General features: G+C 52.9%; 24 protein-coding genes. 7 read left to right on the top strand and 17 right to left on the bottom strand.

The annotated features are described in order from the left end of the window. Positions 1-539 precede the first annotated feature (539 nt). Together IM267_RS20650 and IM267_RS20645 are read left to right on the top strand one after the other, a co-directional pair. Positions 540-1,469, top strand: a complete 930-nt coding sequence (locus IM267_RS20650) for a transcriptional regulator (RefSeq protein WP_107534601.1) — start codon at positions 540-542, stop codon at positions 1,467-1,469. Beyond that, positions 1,441-1,914: a hypothetical protein gene (locus IM267_RS20645; RefSeq protein ID WP_063450806.1), complete on the top strand. Its 474-nt coding sequence runs from the start codon at positions 1,441-1,443 to the stop codon at positions 1,912-1,914. The genes IM267_RS20650 and IM267_RS20645 overlap by 29 nt, the downstream gene beginning before the upstream one ends. A 12-nt stretch (positions 1,915-1,926) precedes the next feature. On the opposite strand, the gene IM267_RS20640 is transcribed toward IM267_RS20645, so the two are convergent. Genes IM267_RS20640 through flgB form a run of 12 tightly spaced genes read right to left on the bottom strand, consistent with a single transcriptional unit; the run spans position 1,927 to position 11,711 of the window. Continuing rightward, positions 1,927-2,937 (bottom strand): hypothetical protein, encoded by a 1,011-nt coding sequence (locus IM267_RS20640; protein WP_193034195.1) that lies wholly within the window; start codon positions 2,935-2,937, stop codon positions 1,927-1,929. 6 nt (positions 2,938-2,943) lie between these two features. Next, complete coding sequence (gene flgL / locus IM267_RS20635) at positions 2,944-3,861, bottom strand: flagellar hook-associated protein FlgL (RefSeq protein ID WP_107534599.1); 918 nt, start codon at positions 3,859-3,861, stop codon at positions 2,944-2,946. 21 nt (positions 3,862-3,882) lie between these two features. Continuing rightward, positions 3,883-5,250 (bottom strand): flagellar hook-associated protein FlgK, encoded by a 1,368-nt coding sequence (gene flgK, locus IM267_RS20630; RefSeq protein WP_102750148.1) that lies wholly within the window; start codon positions 5,248-5,250, stop codon positions 3,883-3,885. After that, positions 5,237-5,644, bottom strand: a complete 408-nt coding sequence (locus IM267_RS20625; protein WP_063450809.1) for a rod-binding protein — start codon at positions 5,642-5,644, stop codon at positions 5,237-5,239. The genes flgK and IM267_RS20625 overlap by 14 nt, the downstream gene beginning before the upstream one ends. After that, positions 5,644-6,735 carry a flagellar basal body P-ring protein FlgI gene (locus tag IM267_RS20620; protein ID WP_063450810.1) on the bottom strand — a complete coding sequence of 364 codons (1,092 nt, stop codon included), beginning with the start codon at positions 6,733-6,735 and terminating at the stop codon, positions 5,644-5,646. The genes IM267_RS20625 and IM267_RS20620 overlap by 1 nt, the downstream gene beginning before the upstream one ends. A gap of 11 nt (positions 6,736-6,746) precedes the next feature. After that, positions 6,747-7,412 (bottom strand): flagellar basal body L-ring protein FlgH, encoded by a 666-nt coding sequence (gene flgH, locus IM267_RS20615; protein ID WP_063450811.1) that lies wholly within the window; start codon positions 7,410-7,412, stop codon positions 6,747-6,749. Positions 7,413-7,437: 25 nt separating this feature from the next. After that, positions 7,438-8,223, bottom strand: coding sequence for a flagellar basal-body rod protein FlgG (gene flgG, locus IM267_RS20610; RefSeq protein WP_063450812.1), 786 nt, complete (start codon positions 8,221-8,223; stop codon positions 7,438-7,440). Between the two features lie 21 nt (positions 8,224-8,244). Continuing rightward, positions 8,245-8,976 (bottom strand): flagellar basal body rod protein FlgF, encoded by a 732-nt coding sequence (locus IM267_RS20605; RefSeq protein WP_063450813.1) that lies wholly within the window; start codon positions 8,974-8,976, stop codon positions 8,245-8,247. A 3-nt stretch (positions 8,977-8,979) separates the two neighbouring features. After that, a complete protein-coding gene (gene flgE / locus IM267_RS20600) occupies positions 8,980-10,185 on the bottom strand; it encodes a flagellar hook protein FlgE (RefSeq protein ID WP_107534596.1) in 1,206 nt (401 codons plus the stop codon). A gap of 34 nt (positions 10,186-10,219) precedes the next feature. Continuing rightward, a complete protein-coding gene (flgD, locus tag IM267_RS20595; RefSeq protein WP_107534595.1) occupies positions 10,220-10,909 on the bottom strand; it encodes a flagellar hook assembly protein FlgD in 690 nt (229 codons plus the stop codon). Between the two features lie 2 nt (positions 10,910-10,911). Next, positions 10,912-11,337, bottom strand: coding sequence for a flagellar basal body rod protein FlgC (gene flgC / locus IM267_RS20590; protein WP_193034194.1), 426 nt, complete (start codon positions 11,335-11,337; stop codon positions 10,912-10,914). 23 nt (positions 11,338-11,360) lie between these two features. Beyond that, the gene (gene flgB / locus IM267_RS20585) at positions 11,361-11,711 is read right to left on the bottom strand and encodes a flagellar basal body rod protein FlgB (protein WP_063450817.1); all 351 of its coding nucleotides are present in this window, start codon (positions 11,709-11,711) and stop codon (positions 11,361-11,363) included. A gap of 75 nt (positions 11,712-11,786) precedes the next feature. Here flgB and flgA point away from each other — a divergent pair, with 75 nt between their 5' ends. The 5 genes from flgA to IM267_RS20560 all read left to right on the top strand — a co-directional run bounded on the left by flgA (position 11,787) and on the right by IM267_RS20560 (position 14,850). Further along, complete coding sequence (gene flgA, locus IM267_RS20580) at positions 11,787-12,575, top strand: flagellar basal body P-ring formation chaperone FlgA (protein ID WP_193034193.1); 789 nt, start codon at positions 11,787-11,789, stop codon at positions 12,573-12,575. Positions 12,576-12,706: 131 nt separating this feature from the next. Continuing rightward, the gene (gene flgM, locus IM267_RS20575; protein WP_107534593.1) at positions 12,707-12,979 is read left to right on the top strand and encodes a flagellar biosynthesis anti-sigma factor FlgM; all 273 of its coding nucleotides are present in this window, start codon (positions 12,707-12,709) and stop codon (positions 12,977-12,979) included. A gap of 2 nt (positions 12,980-12,981) precedes the next feature. Beyond that, positions 12,982-13,419 carry a flagellar protein FlgN gene (locus tag IM267_RS20570; RefSeq protein WP_193034192.1) on the top strand — a complete coding sequence of 146 codons (438 nt, stop codon included), beginning with the start codon at positions 12,982-12,984 and terminating at the stop codon, positions 13,417-13,419. 115 nt (positions 13,420-13,534) lie between these two features. After that, a complete protein-coding gene (locus tag IM267_RS20565; protein ID WP_112793196.1) occupies positions 13,535-14,197 on the top strand; it encodes a glycosyl hydrolase family 25 in 663 nt (220 codons plus the stop codon). Then, positions 14,194-14,850, top strand: coding sequence for a glycosyltransferase family 32 protein (locus tag IM267_RS20560; RefSeq protein WP_197711249.1), 657 nt, complete (start codon positions 14,194-14,196; stop codon positions 14,848-14,850). Before IM267_RS20565 ends, IM267_RS20560 begins: the two co-directional genes overlap by 4 nt. 63 nt (positions 14,851-14,913) lie before the next feature. On the opposite strand, the gene IM267_RS20555 is transcribed toward IM267_RS20560, so the two are convergent. The 5 genes from IM267_RS20555 to fliJ form a co-directional block, all read right to left on the bottom strand. Then, positions 14,914-16,992 (bottom strand): glycosyltransferase family 9 protein, encoded by a 2,079-nt coding sequence (locus tag IM267_RS20555; protein ID WP_370551765.1) that lies wholly within the window; start codon positions 16,990-16,992, stop codon positions 14,914-14,916. A 92-nt stretch (positions 16,993-17,084) separates the two neighbouring features. Continuing rightward, positions 17,085-18,335 (bottom strand): class I SAM-dependent methyltransferase, encoded by a 1,251-nt coding sequence (locus tag IM267_RS20550; RefSeq protein ID WP_193034190.1) that lies wholly within the window; start codon positions 18,333-18,335, stop codon positions 17,085-17,087. A gap of 77 nt (positions 18,336-18,412) precedes the next feature. Then, the gene (locus tag IM267_RS20545; RefSeq protein WP_193034189.1) at positions 18,413-19,351 is read right to left on the bottom strand and encodes a hypothetical protein; all 939 of its coding nucleotides are present in this window, start codon (positions 19,349-19,351) and stop codon (positions 18,413-18,415) included. A gap of 26 nt (positions 19,352-19,377) precedes the next feature. Next, positions 19,378-20,799, bottom strand: coding sequence for a glycosyltransferase family 2 protein (locus IM267_RS20540; RefSeq protein WP_193034188.1), 1,422 nt, complete (start codon positions 20,797-20,799; stop codon positions 19,378-19,380). Positions 20,800-20,804: 5 nt separating this feature from the next. Further along, positions 20,805-21,254, bottom strand: a complete 450-nt coding sequence (gene fliJ, locus IM267_RS20535) for a flagellar export protein FliJ (RefSeq protein WP_226848238.1) — start codon at positions 21,252-21,254, stop codon at positions 20,805-20,807. Positions 21,255-21,257: the final 3 nt, after the last annotated feature.

Below are 21,257 nucleotides of genomic sequence, written 5' to 3'. Positions count from 1 at the left end.
TTATATAGTTCTTTTTCGCATTATTCTTTAGCGAAATTATAAGAAGGCGCAAATAAAGCGACACAACCGCGCCTAAAATTAAACGCTGAGTTTTATTTTTTAAACAATAATTATTCAACTTTGAGCCAGAACAAACACACCACAATATTAATACCATGTATTCACTCTATAACCATATTATTAACATTAGGAATATTTAATAATTTCTGTTAACGTTGTGGTTACTAATCCTAATAACCAGGTAGACTTTTCCTAAATTTGAGTTGCGTGAAGCAGTTGGATCACGTAAAAATAGGCGCGGAAAAAATTATTCCTTCCTTGTGCCCTGTATATTGGAAGAGAAAATCTTCTGTTAGCATAATTTTTACAGATCATATGGAAGCGCATAACATCCTCTGACGTGGTTCACCGCAGGTACGCGGCATTCATTAAGAATCCTAAATGGAGTTGATAGAACAATCTGTTCATAACGGATTGCGACCGGCTATTTGCCGATTTGTTACTCTTATTCCTGGAATGGTGGAATCCATTACGCATACATGAATAAACGCTATTGTTCCGTAAACAACTGGCTGATTGATGTTGCTTCAGGCTCGATTCTCCATTTAGCTAGCGGAGAACGTAAACGCCTGGGTGAATATCAACTCAAGCTACTGGATATACTGTCGCAGAACGCGGGGAAAATATTTACTCGTGAGGAGCTGACCACGCTCGTATGGGAAAGGCGCGTGATCGGTAATAACAGTTTGCCGAATGCCATTCACGCGCTGCGCACCGCGCTGGAAGATGATGGTAAAAATCAACGCATCATCAAAACCATCCCACGGCGAGGCTACCTGCTTGAAGCAGAATATTGTTGCACGGTTGAGAAAGATGAAGAGGAGGTAAGCCAACCGGAAGAGCTCCTCGACGGGCAGGAGGAAAGTGCGGCCGGGCAGCGTGCTCTGCTCCCTGTGGCGCAGGAAGCCAATGAGGATAAGGTACCGAATGAGACGCTGCTGCGGGTCATTGAACCTAAAAAGGGTCATCGCCGTCTGTTCTCATTTATGCTGGTCATTCTGTTCACAGCCTGTATCACGCTTTTGGTTAGCGGGTATTTTGCTGGCAGCTTTGGCGAGCGTCTGAATGCACGTGAACTTCACCAGGGCATCTATAGCAACATTCGGATCTATTCCGTGGAGTCCAGGGTTGAGCCAGCCTATATGGCGGCCAACCTCTACAACAAGCTCAAGGATTCGCTGTATACCCTCAATCAGCAGATAAAAATGAAATCAGCCACGATGGAGGTCTTTTTTTACGGCAACACCCCCACGCTAAATTACAGCTTCGTGCTCACGAACGGGTGCGATCAAAAACAGCTGGCGATGGTCATTTACCACTGGCGTGTCGATCCCGTAAGGCTGAACGATCTGATCCTGCGCGAAACCAGGAGAAAGTTGAATGAAATGGCAACATGCAAAACGAATTAACTATCTGATTATCTCAATAACGTCTCTGTTGGTGCTGATCGTGTTGGCATTCAAGCTGCTTATGCCCAATTCGCCCGCCGGGAACCGTGACGTGTCGGCTAACTTTGACCTGGGCATGTATGATTTGATGTCTCAGAGTAAGGAGGTCTACAACGTGAATTTGCAGACGACCCGTAATGTGCTGCTGATGAGCATCACCAGCCCGGACGATAACCGTATCATGATGAAAGGTAAGCTGACGCCGACGAAGGAGATTCATGGCCGAATCTACTTCACAATGACGCCCATCTTCTATGGCGCACGCCAGAGCAAGCTGATGATTGATGGCCTTGCCGATCAGTTAATGAATTCAGGTTACTACTGGATGGAGTCGGTATCAGCCAAAGAGCGCCCCATCGTGGTGGGACAAAACGGAGCGATATTCCTTCATCCGCTCCCCCGGTAAGCGGGCCCCCGCTTACCGTTGTCCCAGCAAATTTTTTACCGTTGCCAAATGCACGTTAGCCTGTGCGCCCAAAGCCTGCGACAGCACGCCATAGCTGTTGCGGGCCAGCACCTCTCCCAGATGACGCGATGCCTCAAGCGCCTGTCGGGTATCGTACGCCGTCGCCATTTCACCGATTCGCGAGCTGACGCGCTCCTGATGGTGCCGCAGCTTGCTGCGCTGGGTCGTGACGTGATCCAGGCTGTGCTGGAGCTTCATTTGCCCTTCTCGCTCGCGTCGCGCAGCAATATCAAGAAGTTCGTCACTGCTTGCGCTTTCCGCCTGGGGCGCCAGCAGCGTGAAGGCATCCGCCGGATAGTGGTGATTTTCGCCGCGAACGCTAAGCTGCTGACTCACCCGCTCCCAGCGGCTTTCATCCACGCTAAATAACAGTTGCCCACCTTGCGTTTGAGAGGCGTGGATCCCCAGACGCCCCAGCCCGACGTTCAGTTTCGTCAGCGTCTGACGCGGCGTCGCCTCTTCCGGCAGCGCTATTGCAACCATCTCCCTTTGGCGCCCCCCGAGCGAAAAGACAAGCGTTTCGCCAGCCGGATCGCTCAGGAGTTTTTCGCTCCCCGGCAGCGTGAATTCCACCGTACTTTTTTGCTCAAGCGAAGCCCGTAGCTGGCGATCGACCGTTCCGCCAGAGAGCTGCGTTCGCCGCGAAAGATGTTTTTGCAGCGCCGCAGCCTGCGCGCCACTATCACCGCCACGGGCGACCGACTGGCGAAGCTTAAGCAGCTGCGCCTCGGTCTGGGCCAGATAGCTATCGGCCTGCTGAACGGAAGTGATCTGCTGGTTAAGCTGTACGTTATAGCGCATAGGCCGACGCGAGAGCAGCGCAGATTCAGGAAATGTGCTTCGGGACGGCGCCACGGCAGCGGGCAGAACGCGGCTAACCGTCTGCGGTGCATCAATATTACCTCGCCCGGCCGTCGCCGGGGAGGAGGTCGTAATGGAGGCGTTTTTTAAACTTACCTGCATAATAATTTACAACAAACTGAAGAGGTTAAGCTGGCTCACCTTGCTATAAGCCTGACTGGAGATCTGCATTGATATGGTATACAGCTGCAAGTTAATGGTGGCCGTCGCAGGATCTGCGCTGCCCAACTCATTCTGTACCAGCTCATTGGAGAGGCTGACGTCGGTATGCGCGTCGTCAATTAACGTCAGGCGGTTCTGGCGGCCCCCAAGATCGGTCAACAGCGATCCAAGGTTATCGCTGGTCGACTGCACCATGTCTATCATGGCTGTCACCTCGTCCTGGTAGTCGGCATAACTGGCGTTAGGATCCTGCATCTTTTGACTCAGCGCTTTCAGATTGTTAAGCATCTCAAGGTCGTTACCGCTGCTGGAGAATGCACCAGCAACGTTCGTGTTTTCAGTGATGCTTACGCCGTTAGCAACCTGCGTTTCCCGCGTGCCGTCGTTTCCTCCATACACATACTCGCCCAGCGTTTCGTCCCAGGTCACAGCTTGCTGATCGGTCTTCGTTCCGGAAAAGAGATAGCTTCCACTCTCATTTTTGCTGTTTAACGTGGCCACCAGCGAATCGAGCATGGACTCCAGCTCGATGCCATACCCGGCGATGTCTTTCTGGCTGAGTGTACTGTTGTTAGCCAGCTTAAGCCTGTCGCCAATCGCCAGCACTTCGTTACTGAGCGCCGTAATGTGTGACTCCTGCACGGAGAGTGCGCCGCTCAGGCTCGCGATGTTGCTCTGATACTGTTTAATGGCGGACTGCTCCCGGTTCAGCTGTACCAGACGGCTGGCAGCAACCGGATCGTCAGAGGGAACATTGACGCGTTTTTGCGTGGCCAGCTGTTCCATCAGCTTACCCACTTTAACCCCCGTTGTTCCCAGCTGAGCCAGCATGGCGTTAGAGTGGTAAAGACTGCTTATACGCATAGGTTAGTGCTCCTGATTGCGTTAAAAAATGCTCAACAGATCGTTGAAAATTTCATTTCCAGCGGAGATAACTTTCATGTTGGAGGTATAGGCCTGCATATATATCTGAAGGTTGATAGCTTCTTCATCGAGGTTTACCGCACTGACGTTGTCACGCTGAGTTTGCGCCTCGGTATTGACCGCAACCGCCGCCTCCATTTCCGTCTGGTTCTGCTTACTGGCGATACCGATGCTCGAAATAATCGCCGCCGCTCCCTCGCTCAGGCTCATATTGCCCAGGCCCGGAATAGTGGTTTTTTGGTTTTTCAGCTTGATGAGTTCATTAAGGTTATCGCCGTTACCCGGCTCATCCGCTTTGCCCGAAAGCGCCAGCTCTTCCGGCTCCAGATCGTTGACTTGCAGAATGCCCGCCGGATTGGTCGGGTCGAAGGTAAACAGGGGCTTACCCGGATCGCCGTTGAGATCGTAACCCTGAGCCAGCTGATTGTTGAACAGATCCGCCAGCGACTCCGCCATCCCCAGCACCGCATCGTTCATCTGCTTCAGGGTGCCGACTTCGTATTCATAAAGCGCACCCAACTGACCGCCCGTGGACGGGTCAAGGGAAAACTCGCTGCTTGAAAACTTCAGGGTCAGCGTATGATTACCCTGACTGTCAGTCCCCGCGCTCAGCTGCCCGGCGGTCTTCCCGCTTACCAGCGGCTGACCGTTGCTCAACGAAACCGTGTAGCCGCCGCTATCTTCAGTGACCTTAACGTCCGTCATGGAACTGAGCTGCTTAACCAGTTCGTCTCGCTGGTCACGCAGCACGCTGCTGTTACCACCAGTAGAATCCATCTCAATGATTTTCTGGTTATAATCCGCAATGCTGCTACTGAGCGTGTTTATCTCCTGCACGACCGCATCGCGCTGGGTATTGATGGAGCTTTTCTGGCTGTTAATGAAGTCATTCACGCTGTTGAAGCGGGTCGCGAGGCTGTTCGCCTGGTTCAACAGCTGCTGGCGTAACGCCTGCGACTCCGGCTCCTGCGTCAAGGCGCTCAGGGCGCTAACGAGATCGTCCAGGCCATTGCCCAGGCTGGTCGAATCCGTACCCAATACCTGCTCCAGCGCGCTAATGTACTGATTACCCGTGCTGTAGAAATTGGCCTTACTGTTGGTTTGCCAGACCTGATTCACCAGATACTGGTTGGAGATACGACGAATACTGTCCACCTGGACGCCGCTTCCCGCCGAAAGCCCCGTCTGTCCCATCGGGCCTATGGCGCTCTGCATAATCCCTTGTCGACTGTAGCCGGGCGTAAGATAGTTGGCGGTATTGTTAGATGTCACGGTCATGCCCAACTGGGCAGCCTGCAACCCGCTGAAGGCAATATTAATCATGCTCATGGCTTACTCCTGCCCGCTGCGTCGGTAGTGTGACGGGCGTATTAAATGCTGGCGTTTGCTCCTGTAAAGCGGCCATGTCGACCGCATTCTTAAGCGGGGAAACCGTCTGCGGCGAGAGCTGGTTAACGATCATTTGCGTCATGCCGGTACTGCGCATTGACGCCAGCTCTGCCGCAAGCCTGTCGTCATGAAAATCCCGCATCATCCGCTGCTGTTTGCTGGTGAAGGGATTATCTTCGCCCAGCACGTCCGAGGCCTTACGCATCTGCGAGAGCATCGAACGCAGCATAATGGCTTCGAATTGCTCGGCAGCCTGTTCAAGGTTTTGAGGTTTCATCTGCCCGGTAAAATCACCGGGCAAAATAGTCTGCTGTCGGTTGATTGCGCTTAACATCACATCACCACCAGTTCTGCTTCCAGGGCACCTGCTTCATGAAGCGCCTGGAGAATGGCCATCGTATCGTCCGGCGCTGCGCCCAGACTGTTGAGGGTATTAACGATGCTGCGTAAGCTCGTCCCGGCGGGAACGGTAACCATCTGGCCGTGGCCACGATTCACGCTCACGTCGCTTTGCGGTGACGCAACCGTCTGCCCCTGGCCGAACGCATTTGGCTGACTGACATTCGTCGATTCCCGAATGGTTACGGTCAGGTTGCCGTGAGCCACAGCCGCCGCACGCACGATAACCCCATCGCCGATCACCACCGTACCGGTACGGGCATTGAACACAACGCGCGGACGCTGTTTGCCCGCATTAATCTGTACATCTTCGAGGGAAGACATAAACGCGACTCGCTCTCCGGCGCCCATCGGCGCGCGTACCGCCACATTGGTGGCACTTTGCGCCGTCGCGGTTCCGGGCCCGAACGCATTGTTCAGGGCGACCGCAACGGCATTGGCGGTTTTAAAACTCGGGCGCTTAAGGTTGAGCATCACCATCGGTTCCTGATGGAAGTCGGTGGGGATCTCTCGCTCTACGGACCCCCCGTTTGGTACGCGACCCACGGTCGGGGTATTAATCGTGACGCTGGAGCCGCTATTTCCCTCGGCTTTAACCCCGCCGACCACGACGTTCCCCTGCGCCAGCGCATAGACTTCGCCGTCAGCACCGCGCAACTGGGTTAACAACAGCGTACCGCCGCGCAGGCTTTTCGCATCACCAATAGAGGAAACGGTAACGTCGATGGTCTGCCCGGGCGAATATCCCGGCGGCAGCGTCGCGCTGATCGCCACCGCCGCGACGTTTTTGACTTTAGGATCGATCTTTGTCGGTAGCTGTACGCCGAACTGACGCAGCATGTTGGTTACCGACTGACTGGTAAACTTCACCTGGTTTTTATCACCCGTGCCGTCGAGCCCTACCACGAGGCTGTACCCGATCAGCTGGTTTCCGCGCACGCCCTGAATATCCACCACGTCGCGCAGAGGCTGCGCGACGGCGGCGCCACAGATAAGACAGAGGAGTACCAAAATGCGTTGTAACATCATGGCCTCCATCAAATTGGGAACAGCGGATGATTAAAGAAGCGAACCAGCCAGCCCGCCGCATTGGCATCGCTGAGCGCGCCGCGTCCCGCGTAGGAAATGCGCGCATTGGCAATACGCTGCGACGAAATGGTGTTATCACGTTCGATATCATCGGCGCGCACCAGGCCGGTAACGCGGATATACTCATCGCCCTGGTTAAGGGTTAACCACTTCTCGCCACGCACGGCGAGGACCCCGTTTGGCAGCACCTTATACACCGCAACGGTGATGGCACCCCGCAGGCTATTCTGCTGCTGTGACGTCGCGTTACCGTTAAAGTTACGCTCACCGTCTACTGTCCCGGAAAGCGTATCGGCGGAATGGCCGAACGCTTCCGGAATGCCGAGGGAGACATCGTTTTTCTTGCCGTAATTGGTACGCGCCTGCTTGCTAGCCTGCGTGGACTCGTCCAGCTTAACGGTCAGAATGTCACCGATGCGGTAGGCGCGGCGGTCCTGAATAAGCGACCAGTTATAGTTGCTGTTATATACCCCTCCACCGCGTACCCGGGTATCAGGCATGGCAAAGTCTTCCGGCGGCGCGTACGCCGCATCGTCTTTCTGGACCAGCAGCGCGGGGCTTTCACACCCCGACAGTGCCATCATCAGCAAACCCACTGCTACCTGCTTTTTCATCTCTCTCACTTTACTTGCTCTGCCGTTACATGGACTGGGTGACAAACTTCAGCATGTCGTCTGCGGCAGAAACCATTTTGGCGTTCATTTCATAGGCACGCTGGACGGTGATCATGTCCACCATTTCCTCTACAACCTGCACGTTTGAGCCTTCGAGCGAGCCCTGCTCCAGTAGACCGAGCGCATCCTCTCCCGGCACCCCCTCAACCGCCTCACCGCTGGCGGCAGTTTCGCGATAGAGGTTGCCGCCAATCGCTTCCAGTCCGGCTGGATTAACAAAGTTCACCAGCGTCAGCTGGCCGAGCTCGACCGGTTCATCTTCCCCCGCAACCGTTGCGGTAATCGTGCCGTCCTTCGCAATCTGGATGTCGCTGGCATTTTCAGGAACTTCAATCTGCGGGATTAACGGCAGCCCCTGAGCATTCGTCAGAATGCCGTCCGGCGTTTTTTGCAGGTTGCCCGCACGCGTGTAGGCGATATCCCCATTGGCGGTTTCTACCTGGAAAAAGCCCTGACCGGAGATCGCGACGTCCAGCTTCTGGCCCGTGTTCTGAATACTTCCCACGGTAAACTCTTTCTGAGTGCCGACGATTTTGACGCCGGTCCCGAACTGGATGCCCGTGGGGGCAATATTGTTTTGGTCCAGCTGGCCGCCCGGGGTGCGCTGGTTTTGGTAAAACAGATCGGCAAACATGGCGCGTTCGCGTTTAAAGCCAGGGGTGTTCACGTTCGCCAGGTTGTTAGAGATGGTGGTCATTCTGGCGTCCTGCGCCGCTAACCCGGTTTTACTGATCCATAAAGCGGGATTCATCTTTATTCCTTCATGAAGTCATTAAGAGACGCGAAGCAGGCGGTTACCTGCGTTAGCAAGATCTTCCGCCGCTTTCATCATTTTGATCTGCGCTTCAAACTGTCGTCCTAGCGCAATGCTCGAGACCATTTCGCTGATGGCCGACACGTTGGACGACTCCAGGTGTCTGGCCGCAACGGTCACCTCCTCATCGCGCGGATTTTCCGTCGCGTTGGTGATAAGAAAACCGGCGTCGTTTTTACTCAGCGCCTCAGCGGGAATGTTCACCAGCTTGATGCGGTCAACGTCTAACGGCGTCGCAATATCGGCCTCCTCCGGCACGATGCTGATTACGCCATCCTCGCTGATGCTCAGTGAGGCGAAAGGCGGTAGAACAATCGGGCCATTGTCGCCTTCCAGCGGCAGACCGTTGATGGAAAGTTCGCCATCGGCGTTCACGTTGATTTGTCCATTGCGGGTATACACTTCCCGGTTGCCGCTCCGCAGCGCGATCAATCCATCGCCCTTGATGGCAATATCCAGCTCACGCCCGGTTTCACGCACCGCGCCGGGTGACATATCTACGCCACCCTGCGTGGGCTGCGCCAGATAGCGGGAAGCGTACCCTTCCCCGGCAATCTGCTTCGCCACCGCATTATCTAAATCGCTGCGAAATCCCTGCGTATTCACGTTGGACAGGTTATTCGCGTGGATCTGCTGCTGATTGAGGCTCCGCGAAGCCCCGCTCACGGCGGTAAAAAGTAAGCGATCCATAAATTACACGGCCTGGAATAGCGAGTTCATCATGGTGTCGTTGGTGCTGATGACCTTCGTGTTCGCCTGGTAATTGCGCTGCGCGGTCATAAGCCCAACCAGCTCAGAGGTCAGGTCGACGTTTGAGGATTCGAGTGCCCCGGAGACGATTGAGCCCAGCAGTCCCGTACTCGGTGCACCGGTCAGCGGCGCGCCGGAGCTGGCGGTCTGAGCCCAGGTGGTACCATCCTGCGACTGAAGGCCGTTCGGATTGGTAAAGTTGGCCAGTACAAGCTGCCCCTGAAGCAGGCGCTCGCCGTTGGAGAAGGTGGCATAGACACAGCCATCCTCGTCGATCGCCTGCCCGGTACGCTCACCCGACGCATAGCCATCGCTTTTGTTTTTGCTCACGGAGAAATCGGAACCAAACTGAGTCGAGCCAGAATAGTTAAGCGAAACGCTGATATCGTCCGCGCCGGCGATAGCCGCATCCAGCTTAACGGCGCTGGTTGGAGAGGTCAGCACACCCTGGCTGTTGAAGGTCAGGGCCTGCGTGACGGCAGCACCGCTGCTGTCGGTTACCGCCACGTCGTCCATGTAATAGTGGACTTCCCAGGTATTGGTGCCGGTTTTGACAAAATATTGGTTCAACGTATGTTCGCGGCCCAGTGAATCATAGACCTGAGTGGTATAAGAGTTGTTATAGGTCGTATTGTTTTTCGGATCGAACGGGGTGGTCGCCGGAACCTCCGCGCGTGCATCCATGTTTGCCGTAAAATCAATGCTGCCGCTCGCTTTTGCCGGAATCGAACCGCTGCTGATATTCAGATTACCGATCGTGCCCACCTGTAGCTTGCCGTTGGCATCAACCGGATACCCCTGTAAATACATTCCCTGGTTGTTCACCAGGTTTCCGTTACTGTCGGTATTAAAATAACCGGCACGGGTGAAGGCGGTCGTTCCAGCGCTGTCCTGGACCATGAAAAAGCCATTACCGTTAATCGCGAGATCGAGCGCGCTACCGGTGGAAGTGATGCTTCCTCCTTTGGTAATGCTTTGCGTGACGGCTGTTACCCCAACGCCCAGCGGCTGGCTTTCGGCATACAGCGCGGAAAACTCTGCGCGGCCCGACTTAAAGCCTACGGTGCCGGAGTTGGCAATATTATTTGAGATAGCATTAAGCTGCTCAGTAACCGCGTTCAGTCCAGAAGTTGCAATACTAAAACTCATAATCGTTCCTGTTTAATTAACGGCCTGATTCACTTCAGGCTTTATCTTTTGAGGCTTCGTCTGTGGAAGTCTTACCAAACTGGCTAATGTTGTTGTAGGCAATCTCGCCCATACCGCCGACGTTCAGCACCGTTGCGCTACCGTCAAGCGGGATACGCACATTTTTGACGATGCCGCCCACCTCGATCTGCACGGTTTCTTCCCCCGTATCGGTCACCACGCTCAGGGTGTATTTTCCTTCGCTCAACCCAAGCTCCTGCGGATCGATAGTGAAGTCCACGAGGCCGGCTTCCTGCTTGCCCAGTTCGATTTTTTGCTCAACGCCGGCAGCATCTTTCACAATTACCGTCACAACGTTGGCTGAATGTTCCAGCGTCAGGCGTCCATTAAGCGCCGTTTCACCATCGCTCTCGATCGTGTTGGTCTGCACCATGACGTGCTGGCCCACCAAATTGCCGGTGGCCAGGGTCTGTAGGTTATCCATCAAGACGGCGTTGTTCGCCATCAGCTGTGATACCGTCTCCATGGACTGCACCTGCGTCAGCTGGGCAAGCTGGCTGACGTATTCCGTTCCGTCGGTCGGGTTGAGCGGATCCTGATTTTGAATCTGGGCCACAAGCAGCTGCATAAACATGCCCGACATCCCTGAGACGGTGCTGTTGCTGGCCACATTTGGCGCGGAGCTGGTGGCCTGGCTGCTGCTGTAGGTGCTTTCAACATTCATGATTACGCTTCTCCAAGCCGCAGCAGGCTTTGCTGCATACTTTTGATGCTGTTTAAAACTTCAACGTTGGTTTCGAATCCGCGCGAAGCAGACATCATGTCCGCCATCTCTTCCACGACGTTGACATCCGGGTAGTAGACGTAACCTTCGGTGTTTGCCATGGGATTATTGGGCTCGTAGCGCTGGACCGCATTGCCGGTTTCAACGACATCCATGACCTGAACGCGGGCTCCGCTTAGCGCCTTGTTACGCATTAATTCATCGTTCTGATAAACCGCTGCGAAGACCGGGCGCCTTGCCTTATAGGTGTCGGCTTCCGTAGCCGAGGCGGTTTCCGCATTCGCGAGGTTGCTGGCAATAGTGTTAAGACGCACCGTTTGCGCCGTCATCGCCGACCCCGAAACGCGATAGATATCCGAAAAAGACATATTTCGTCGTTACCTGTTCTGGATTACTTGCCTTCAATGGCCTTTTTCAGGCCCGTGAATTTCATGTTTAAAAAAGCCAGGCTCATCTGATAGTCCTGCGTGTTTTTGGCAAATTCAGCCTGCTCGACATTCAGTGACACGGTGTTTCCGTCTGACGAGGGCTGATACGGCACGCGATACATCTCCTGCGGCGAAGACGGCAGGGAAAAACTTGACCGCGACCGTTGCATCTCTGCGGCAAAGTCAATATCTTTAGCCTGGAAGTTGGGGGTATCGACGTTTGCCAGATTGGCTGATAGCAACTCTGCTCGGGAAAGTCGAAGCGCTACAGCCTGTGGATGAACGCCCAGGGCTTTGTCAAAAGTTATACTCACAATTCACTCCCTCTGATGCTAAACCTGCACGATGCACAACAATGAAAGCAATAATCGTGCCAAGGTTTCAATTCCATGATTTATAAAAGATTTAAAGAATTTCTCACCCAAAGTATGAAGCGGCATTTCCGCTTATTCGCTGCACTGCCGCTGCTTATCACTGACCTTTCAACTGCCTCGGCTAACGATACGGCGCCCCTCAGCGCCCGTAAGCAAATCTATGCAGCCGCTCAGAGCCATACGGCATCGCTGATTCGTCAGGAGGCCCGGCGGAAACGCTGGCCCGACTATCAGGCAAAGATGAACATCTTTATTCCCGCCGAAGCATCGCAATATCGCTCATGCAGTCAGAAACTCGCGGTATCCCATTACGGCGGTGAAAACCCTGACTTCTACCGCCTGCGTCTCAACGTGAGCTGCAACGATCGTCAGGGGTGGGAGACCGCCGTGACGGTGAAGCCGGATATCTACCTGCCGGTAATCATTGCTAAAACCGCCCTTGAGCGAGAGCAGGTGCTCAGCGAGGAAGACGTCACGACAAAAAAAATCAACATCAACAGCACCCGCGGGGAGTATCTGACGCAGGTAGATGATGTTGTCGGCATGACGGTGAAACGCCGCATCCGCGATCGCCAGCCCATCACAAAACATCAGTTAGACATGCCGTTGCTCGTCGAGCGCGGCCAGCGCGTGATGATGGTGGCGGTACAAAATGGCGTGGAAGCGCGCACGGTTGGCGAGGCCATGAAGAAAGGACGTAAAGGCGAGACCATTAAGGTCAAAAACCAGAGCAGCGGAAAGGTCGTGACCGCCGTTGTGACGGAGAGAGGCGTTGTGCAAACGGTTAACGATTCCACCCTATAAAAATCTTTCCGCCGCGTTTAAGTTTTCGCTTTCGCAGGCCGCTTATTTCCTGCAATGGCAGAGGAAATCAGGCTTCCGCAGAGCAAGATTCATGCGCAACCACAACGAAAGAAGAAAATGAGGGCAAAGCGATGAAAATTTCAACAACACAATTCAACCTGGCCACCGCGATTAATAAGGCCAGCAGCGCAGAACAAACGCCTACCGTGGCACAGGAAGGTTCAGCTGTGGTTCGCAGCGCCGCTATCGACCCGGTCCTTGGCGAAGCGCAGACCCAGCTTAGCGCACTGCCGGAAGTTGACATGGCACGCGTCGCCGAAATGAAAGATGCCATCAGCAGCGGCAAAATCAGCATCGACGTTGATTCGCTGGCGACGGCTATGCAGAAGTATTACCAGAGGTAACTATGACTAACGCCGCACAGCGCGTTAAAGCCCTGATTCAGGGTATGACCGAAGACAGAAAACACTACCAGACGCTAGGCGAAATGCTCATGGAGCAGCGTCATCATATCATCGCCCGCAATGCTGCATCGCTGGATAGCGTCAACGCGCAAATTATGGCGCTATACCAGCAAATTTCACACAATAGCCAGCAACGTCGACGCCTTCTTGAACAGCTCGGCATCACTGCCAGTGGCGTAGGCATGAAAACCCTCATTGCCCGCCTGCCCTCCTCTCATCAGGCCCCCGTCGCGGCCCTGTGGCAGACGCTTCAAAAACAGGTTGAAGACTGCCAGCATCGCAATGAATACAACGGCACCCTGATGAACATGCAGCACGATATTCTGCAAAATTTGCTGAACAGCAGCGAACCGGAAAACTGGCTGTATCAGCAAATATAGTTCTGATAACCGCTACGCAAGAACGTCTGATGAATGTTCATCGCTCAGTACAAGGCAGCAGGTATAAAAACGCTGTCATTTTCTTACTGGTTTAGATTCTAAGGAAACGTTGCACATGGATATCGACTGGTCAGTTTTTGACAAAGTCATTTATATCAACTTAAAAGAGCGTCACGATCGCAAAAACACGATCAAAAAAGAGCTTCGGTCGCTCGGTATTCCGCCCCATCTGATTCACCGCGTTGAGGCAACCCGCCATCTTGTCGGGCAAATTGGACGCGCCCGCTCCCATCTGGCGGCGGTTGAAACGGCAATCTCAGAAGGGTGGGGAAATGTTCTTATTCTCGAAGACAATATGATCTTCAACACCACCGCTGAGGCAAAAGAGCGCCTCAACGCGTTCCTGCAAACGCTGAAGAAGATTGACTGGCACTGCGCCCTTTTAAGCACCCGTTACAGAAAGGTCATCACACTTAAAAGCACGGACCGGATAGTGAAGCCTGTCGACGCGGGCTCCGCCTGTGCCTATGCCGTTCACCGCGATTATCGTGACACCATGCGTGCCTGCTTTGCCACGGCGACGGGATATTTGCTCAAGGGAGGCAGCCCCCATGAATATGCGCTTGAAAATACATGGCTGCCGTTAATGCAGCAGCACCGATGGATCGGTATGTACCCTGTCGCAGGGCATCCCGCGCCGGGAATGTCCGACACGGAGGGGTGTGTCGTTGACCATACTGAACATTATTACAAAGAGCTTTCGGTAATAGCATTATGAGAATACCTAAGATCATTCATGTTGTTTGGATCGGCGACGAAACCAAAACGCCGCGAAAGATGATTGATACCTGGAAAAAAAACAATCCCTCATGGACGGTAAAAGTCTGGAATAATGCCGCGCTACGCCAGACTAAATGGATTAATAAAAAGCATATCGACGCGATGATTAAATCAGGCAGGATGTGCGGGGCGGCAGATATTATGCGTTACGAAATTCTTTTTAATCACGGCGGATTTGCGGTAGATGCAGATTCGATATGCCTGCGTCCCCTTGAGGACTGGCTTTTTGACAGCCAGGTCTGCGCCAGCATGGAAAATGAGATCGTCCGTCCTGGCCTTATCGCGAACTGCTTTGTGGCATCAGAGCCACGGTCGGCACTGATGGCTGAATTAATCATGCGGCTTGAGCAGAAAAAAAGCGTCATTTACGATTTGCCGTGGATTGTAACGGGGCCGAAATTCCTGACGGATACCGTCCGGGAACTGGGATACGCGAATATTACCTACTGGCCAAGCCACTACTTTTTACCCCAACATTTTACCGGACAGCGCTATCTCGGACCGGGGCGCGCCTTTGCACATCAGCTGTGGGGCACGACCAATGGCCTGAATGAAACGCTCTTCGAGATAGACGTTCCCGAGTCTGCGTAAGCATCAATCACAGGCAAGACGGCCCGACAAGCATCGGGCCGCACGCCTGAACAGATTCGCCCGTTATTCCGCCGGGCTCCTCTTCTTCTGGACACGCCGATCGAAGAACCTCTCTGACGCGATAAAACGCTGGATACGCGAATAAAAATCATCGGGCATGAAGCCACTCATGCAGGCATAGGACCTGTTATTGGGGCACCATTCATCAAACTTCTCATTCGAGCCCAGACGATAGGAGCTGGCGCAATGGTAATAGCTACAGGGGATATTCACCGCCAGTGAATTCCAGCCCTGCTCACCGTGACGCCAGGGCAAACGATACTCTCCGGGCACAACCGAATAGAGGGCGCAAATAGCAATATCGGTTGCCCCCGCTAACGCCACGGGTCCGGAATCACAGGCGACAAGCAGTGTAGCCTGGGTCATTAAATAGGCCGTTTCCAGTATCGTAAACCGATCGATGGCATTCACCACGGCAGCGTTTTCAATCTCCAGCGCTTTTTTATGGGAGTAAAAGTTGGTATTACTGCCGATCAGCACCACGGACCATCCGTCGTCGACGAAACGCGCGATAAGCGCTTCCCAGTATTGCTGTGGCCAGGTTCGGTTTGGCACGCCTACGTTAGGGTGAACCAAAACGATTTTATCCACCCCCGTTAAGCCGTGGTCGTTCATAAACGCGTCGACATGCCGCTTATCAAGCGCGTCAAGCAACAGGACAATCGATTTCCTGCTATCGTCGACCGGCTCGCCCCCAAAGGCGTCCACAAAAGAATCAATCTGATGCTTTTTGTCGAGAATATGTTTTACGTGGCTTGGTAAGTGGTATTGCCCCAGCTGCTGCGCAATATAAATGTCTGCCGCCTGCTGTTGAGTAAAGTACTGAGGTTCCCAGAGCTCATCCACCCAGGGGCAGAGCGATAATAGATCGTGATAAATTTTGGGCACGATACAGATAAATGGGCCTTCCAGCCTGTCGCGAAGCGCGTTGAGCGCTCCAGCAGCAAACAGGACATCCCCCATGGACTCAGCCAAAAGAAAGATATGCTTTGTAGAATAGTTACCAGCTATTTTTCTCTGCGTTTCATTAACATAACGGAAGGTTTTTTTAGCGAAACCATTTAGGACAAGATAGCGGCCCAGCGTTGCATTTTCTGAAAAATTCTCGTGCTCATGGAAAAATATTTTTTGGATGCTTTTTGCCGGCGCGAGAAAAAGCTCAAAGACAGGGAATCCGTAAACGTTGCGGGGCGCAACGCCTGCCAACAATAAAGATGCAAAAGTGATATTATCAGGCAGCGCAATGACATTCGCGCCACTTACGTTTAGCGGAATCGGTCCTTTACTATTCAGGATAACGATATAATCAACGCTATCGGCATCAATTTCCTGTTGTAAACAGGCGCCCTTTCCTTCCTGCCCCAGGAGATGCGTTTCACCATCATCAACGAAAAATAATGTTTTTTTCTTTTCGTTCATTTCACGCAATGAATCCAGAATAACATTATCCACGCCCAGCAACCTGAGTGCGCCTGCGGCTGCATCAGCGTTAATGCTGTTAAGCAGCTGACTCCAGTAACGAAACTGCGGCGCTGCAAAAAACTTTTTATACGTATTCCGGTGGAAATCAGACAGGTAATAGGTTGTGTTTACCAGAGCATTAAACAGATAATTATAGACTGGGCTCCACTCTGCGCTATGATGCGTACCATTGCGCTTTAACTGCTGCGAAAAGCCGCGCACGTCCAGCCCTTCATAGAGGAGTTTATTAAGCTCTTGTCGAAAAACGGCGTCAACGATGCGCGTTTCATAGAGGCAGAAGGCGAGCCGGAACGTGCGCGCCTTCTGCCTGAAAGCCTGAAGCAACGGAAAGTTGATCGACTTACCACAGTGGACAGGCGCATGGATCGTGACGGCGTCTGCATTGATTTTGCAGGCAAATTGAGAAAGAGTATTACACCACTCATCCGTAACGGCGGCCGGGAAATCATATACCATGACATTTTTGTCATTATGTAACCCAGGATACTTTTTTTTCAAAAAGAAAAGGTAATAATCATTCTGACTGACGTTTTTTGCATAATCTATAATCGGGAAAAGATGCCAGGCATCTTCATCCTGAATATATATATTCAACTTCACCAAGAAATTCGACTCCATTCAATACCAAAGCGTGCGCGCAGGGTGATAAACGCCATTTCACATGGCGTTTATAAAACAATTATCGCGACGTGTTAGTCGCCAATTTTTTTAATGACAATTTCGATACCACTCTCCGCAAACGGCGTTCTGGTCTGATCTATGCGCGGAACATTTGTTAAATAGCTCTGATTCAACAGCTCAATCTTTTGAATTTCATACGTTCCATTTAACGTGTTGAGCAGGTCCAGAACATTAATCGACACGGGTGACCAGCTCTTCTTTTTCGCTAACGTAAACGTATGTTTGTGATCGAAGTTATAGGTTGAAGGCCAAACGCCTTGCTCATACATATCTTCGTCAGGAATGGTGAGGATCATATGGCCGTTTGGCTTTAAAACGCGGAACCAGTTATTTATCGCGATGGTTGGATCAACCATATGCTCCAGACAGTGTGCAGAATAGACGAAATCAAAAGCATTATCCGGCACATTATACAGGAACTGCGCATCACCCTGTGGCATATCATAAAGCGTAACCGCTTTAATTAACGGGAAAAGCGATTGATAAATACCGATACTGTCGTTGCCTCCGCCAATATCCAGCCCATAGCCAACCAGCCAGCGAGTCGAAAAGCGTGAATCGTGCAGTCGGCGGTTAATCGACATCGACGTGGTGCCCGGCACGCCTGGCGTTACGCTGAACGTCGCGGTCGGATCGCCCGGAAAAATATAAGGCACCAGCACATTTTCACCCCAGGCTTTCGGCCACAAAATGACGTATCCCGTGTCATGCGGCAATAAGTGTATTTCGTGCGTAGCGCTGAAACCGTTTAAGAGCTTGATGAAAAGCTCGCGGCTCTCAAAATCATTCTCCGCGATGTCGCCAATCGGCCCCTGATAGACCTCTCGTTCCTTAAGATATATACGATAATCGTCAATAATAACTACGCTGTTGTTGCACTTACCCTGTAGCGCGAGCAATTCATTGAGCAAGGGGAGTTTCGTCTCCTTGTCCCATTTGTCAGTTTTATAGTCCTCATAACCAAAATCCGCGCCGGGGTAATGGGCATCAAGGAAAATTAAACAGCGGTTCTGTTCCAGCGTCTGGTTAACGATGTCGGACTGGATAAAATCCGTACTGTCGGAGAGCGCGACGGAAATCTTCTCATTCTGTATCGCCTGGCTGTGCAGATCGGGATAGATTTCACACGATAGCGCTTTAGAAAAGCCATAGGCGATAGCGGCTCGACACGAGACCCCTTTACCATACCCCGTCTCAATAAAATGGGTGACGCCATAATCAGAGACCAACGTATTTACCGGAAAACGTACAATATTACCCATTCACGAGTATCCTTTAATGTTGTTATTTGTTTCGTGCCGTTCGGGTGTATTACGCGTAAACGGCAGCGCAGGCGCCACTAAAGAAGCGATAATCCATACAACAGGCTGTAGTCGGGGGTATTTTGTGTTTCCCCTGCCGCATTCTTCAGGTGCCAGTCGCGCAGGGCGCTAACAAGCGGCGCGATATCCTCCTGCGCCAGGGCCTTCTGCTCTGCGCGGAAGGCACACAGCATCTTGAATTGGAATACCTGACGTGCCAGATCTAAAAAGGCCTGACCGTAACTGGCGCAGTCAACGCCGGGAAACACGTCATGATAGAGTGAATAGATAATTAAATTGCGCATGATGTATGGGTTATCGTGGAGGATCGTCGCTTCCCCCCAGGCCGCTTCCAGCTCATGCAATCGGTCGGTCAAGCGGGTTGGCTGCATTACTGACAGCTCGCTCAGCTTCAGCGCTACGCCTATTTTATCCACCATGGGTAAATTCAGATCCAGGCGCATCGTGCCCATCTCTTTTAACGTGGCAATGCGATGCTCATTAATCGGCGGCAGCATCGTGAACTGCTGGGTCAGAACACCCTGCTCTGCTAACAGGCTCAACTGCGCGCCCATCTCTTCAAGCAGCGCCGGAGAAAGCTCGCCGTTATCGCGATAATGTTGCGCTTTGCTGAGGAGCACGCCTATCCCATACAGGCTTACTTCGAGCGACAGCGCCGGATGAATGGCCAGATTAATGCACTGCTGATTTAACGTTTCGCTCCAGGCTGACAAGGTTTCTTCTGCGCTCGCGGCAATCTTTGCCTCGTGCAGAACAAACGCGTCAGGACTCAGCAGCATTTCATGCGCCGCCGTCTCGCAGCGAATATCCAGGCTATCGCGCTGCTGATTTTTAAACTTCACGCTGCTGTGCGGCCACGCGTCATCGGCATCCTTACAGGTTGGACAGTCGCAGCGGGTCTCACGCGCGTCAAAGCGCAATACGAATTCGGGTTGGTATTGTTCAATCAGTTCCATGTCTGTTCTCTTCCAGCGATAGCGTCTTAAGATTGTTTACGGAAAAACCAGTGGGTGCAGTCGATCACCTTTCCGTTTTGTGGATCGGTCCAGTGCTGTAGGAAGGCGAAGCTCGGGCTAAAGCCGAGCCATATTGCGTCATAACGCATCAGCACCTTCCAGCAGCGGTCCAGGCTCGCCTTCAGCGCTATGGTCTGTTCATAGGCATCCAGCAGTGCGGTGTAATAGTTCGCATTTACCGCGTAAGCGCAGGCGCAGCCGGCACTGTAAATACGGGCCACCCCTTGCAGCGACTGGGTCGGAGTGAAGTTGTCATAGCGCCCTCCCAGCAACAGCATCTGCCAGTTGATCTGATCCAAACCGTTGAGCAGCTTATTGATGTTGGTAACCACGTTTTCTTTTCTGACAAAGCGCAGCTTTGCATCAAGCAGCAGCACATTTTTCCAGCCCTGCTGCTGCGCCTTTGCAATCACCTGATAATGCGTTTGCAGCTCGCTATCCTCAGGCGAGCTTCCCTGCGCGTTGGCAACGGTCCAGAGCTGTTCTTCTTTAATCCCCAGGGATTTCAGGTTTTCGCAGCAGGCTGGCAGCTCGGCTTCCTCGAGGGGATCGTAAAGCACGGCAATTTTCTCAAACGCGCTCCAGTTCACCTGGGTGTTGAGCGGCGCGGTGCTCAGGCGACGATAGTGGGCCAGAAGGTTGGGATCGCTGACGAAGTCCTCCAGCGTCAGGTCCACCGGCGTGGAGGAGCTGAGCACAAAGTCTTTATCGTACGTATTACTGCTATGTGAGATGCACAGGATCGCCTGTTTTGGGTCAATCTGAAGAACCGGCGCGGTAAAGTCCTTCAGGAATCCCACCTCTTCCGCCAACGAGGCATCGTCAAGGTAGCGATGCTTTTTCAGGAAGTTACGGTGGTAGCCAAAGGTACCGTTGAGCGCATGACGCGGGCCAAACCCGTGGGTCATATAGATTTTGTCGAGATGGCTGTACCAGATGTAGATCCGATCGCTGCCGGAGAACAGGGCCTTATTTACCTGCATCTCCGCAACCTGATGGGAAATTTTATTTGGCGGATAATAGTCATCATCATCAAAGCAGATGATGTATTCCCCTTTCGCCAGGTCGTTGAGGCGGTTACGCTTGTTACCCAGCACCAACCGCTCGGGGCTGTGAATATAGCGCACGTTAGCCTGAGCCGGATCGACCATCATCTCCACGAGATCGGCATTGCTGACGGGCGAGTCGTCAAGAATGATCAGCTCGCGCTTTTCGGCAGGGTAGTCCTGATACTGCCAGATATAGAGCAGGTAGGGCAGAAACTCGCGGCGGTTATAGGTTGGGCAAATAACGCTCACAAACGGCGTCGGCAACGGCTGAGTGCGCTTATTGCGCGCCATAAGCGCGTTAATCAAAGAGGAGTGGGCGGGCTGTTTTACAGTCTTCATAACACTTATCGTTGACGTGTGGTGATCTGCTGCTGGCGCAGCCAGCATTGGGCAGAAATAGAGTCGGTCATTTTTTGTTCGCGGCGATTGTGCTCCTGCTGGCGATCGCGGCGTTTCGCCTCCAGCACGAGCTCAAGGCTCTTCTCGCGCCTGGCTTCGGCCACAAGCGTCCCCTGCATCTTTTGCGCTTCCAGATTTGCCAACGCATGCTCTTGCTTCTGCCAGTCGATAACCCGCTGGATAACGTGCTTATACGTCGACTGGTTACTCATCATCACCGGGCTGTTGAGGTTCGAATTCGCCATGCCGGACGCGAGGGAAGAGAGCGAGTCGATATTTTTCTCGAACCGCTGGCAAAGCTGTTTTTGCGTAGCCAGCTTGAGGCTTAAATCATCGACGGCGCGGGAGCGCATAAGATGCAGCTGTTCTAGCGTTGAAATAAGTTTGCTCATCATTCC

It is taken from the genome of Enterobacter cloacae complex sp. P15RS (assembly GCF_014895905.1).
In the GTDB taxonomy this organism is placed as follows: Bacteria; Pseudomonadota; Gammaproteobacteria; order Enterobacterales; family Enterobacteriaceae; genus Enterobacter; species Enterobacter quasihormaechei.
This window is presented reverse-complemented; position numbering and strand designations above follow the sequence as displayed.

Excerpts from the sequence above, each read along its gene's own strand:
- IM267_RS20645 (WP_063450806.1), top strand. The coding sequence starts at position 1,441 with ATGAAATGGCAACATGCAAAACGAATTAACTATCTGATTATCTCAATA.
- flgM (WP_107534593.1), top strand. The coding sequence starts at position 12,707 with ATGAAAATTTCAACAACACAATTCAACCTGGCCACCGCGATTAATAAG.
- IM267_RS20620 (WP_063450810.1), bottom strand. The coding sequence starts at position 6,735 with ATGTTACAACGCATTTTGGTACTCCTCTGTCTTATCTGTGGCGCCGCC.
- flgD (WP_107534595.1), bottom strand. The coding sequence starts at position 10,909 with ATGAATGTTGAAAGCACCTACAGCAGCAGCCAGGCCACCAGCTCCGCG.
- IM267_RS20625 (WP_063450809.1), bottom strand. The coding sequence starts at position 5,644 with ATGTTAAGCGCAATCAACCGACAGCAGACTATTTTGCCCGGTGATTTT.
- IM267_RS20540 (WP_193034188.1), bottom strand. The coding sequence starts at position 20,799 with ATGAAGACTGTAAAACAGCCCGCCCACTCCTCTTTGATTAACGCGCTT.
- IM267_RS20565 (WP_112793196.1), top strand. The coding sequence starts at position 13,535 with ATGGATATCGACTGGTCAGTTTTTGACAAAGTCATTTATATCAACTTA.
- flgH (WP_063450811.1), bottom strand. The coding sequence starts at position 7,412 with ATGAAAAAGCAGGTAGCAGTGGGTTTGCTGATGATGGCACTGTCGGGG.
- flgL (WP_107534599.1), bottom strand. The coding sequence starts at position 3,861 with ATGCGTATAAGCAGTCTTTACCACTCTAACGCCATGCTGGCTCAGCTG.
- flgA (WP_193034193.1), top strand. The coding sequence starts at position 11,787 with ATGATTTATAAAAGATTTAAAGAATTTCTCACCCAAAGTATGAAGCGG.
- flgE (WP_107534596.1), bottom strand. The coding sequence starts at position 10,185 with ATGAGTTTTAGTATTGCAACTTCTGGACTGAACGCGGTTACTGAGCAG.
- IM267_RS20605 (WP_063450813.1), bottom strand. The coding sequence starts at position 8,976 with ATGGATCGCTTACTTTTTACCGCCGTGAGCGGGGCTTCGCGGAGCCTC.
- fliJ (WP_226848238.1), bottom strand. The coding sequence starts at position 21,254 with ATGATGAGCAAACTTATTTCAACGCTAGAACAGCTGCATCTTATGCGC.
- flgG (WP_063450812.1), bottom strand. The coding sequence starts at position 8,223 with ATGAATCCCGCTTTATGGATCAGTAAAACCGGGTTAGCGGCGCAGGAC.
- flgC (WP_193034194.1), bottom strand. The coding sequence starts at position 11,337 with ATGTCTTTTTCGGATATCTATCGCGTTTCGGGGTCGGCGATGACGGCG.
- IM267_RS20650 (WP_107534601.1), top strand. The coding sequence starts at position 540 with ATGAATAAACGCTATTGTTCCGTAAACAACTGGCTGATTGATGTTGCT.
- IM267_RS20560 (WP_197711249.1), top strand. The coding sequence starts at position 14,194 with ATGAGAATACCTAAGATCATTCATGTTGTTTGGATCGGCGACGAAACC.
- flgK (WP_102750148.1), bottom strand. The coding sequence starts at position 5,250 with ATGAGCATGATTAATATTGCCTTCAGCGGGTTGCAGGCTGCCCAGTTG.
- IM267_RS20545 (WP_193034189.1), bottom strand. The coding sequence starts at position 19,351 with ATGGAACTGATTGAACAATACCAACCCGAATTCGTATTGCGCTTTGAC.
- IM267_RS20640 (WP_193034195.1), bottom strand. The coding sequence starts at position 2,937 with ATGCAGGTAAGTTTAAAAAACGCCTCCATTACGACCTCCTCCCCGGCG.
- IM267_RS20570 (WP_193034192.1), top strand. The coding sequence starts at position 12,982 with ATGACTAACGCCGCACAGCGCGTTAAAGCCCTGATTCAGGGTATGACC.
- IM267_RS20550 (WP_193034190.1), bottom strand. The coding sequence starts at position 18,335 with ATGGGTAATATTGTACGTTTTCCGGTAAATACGTTGGTCTCTGATTAT.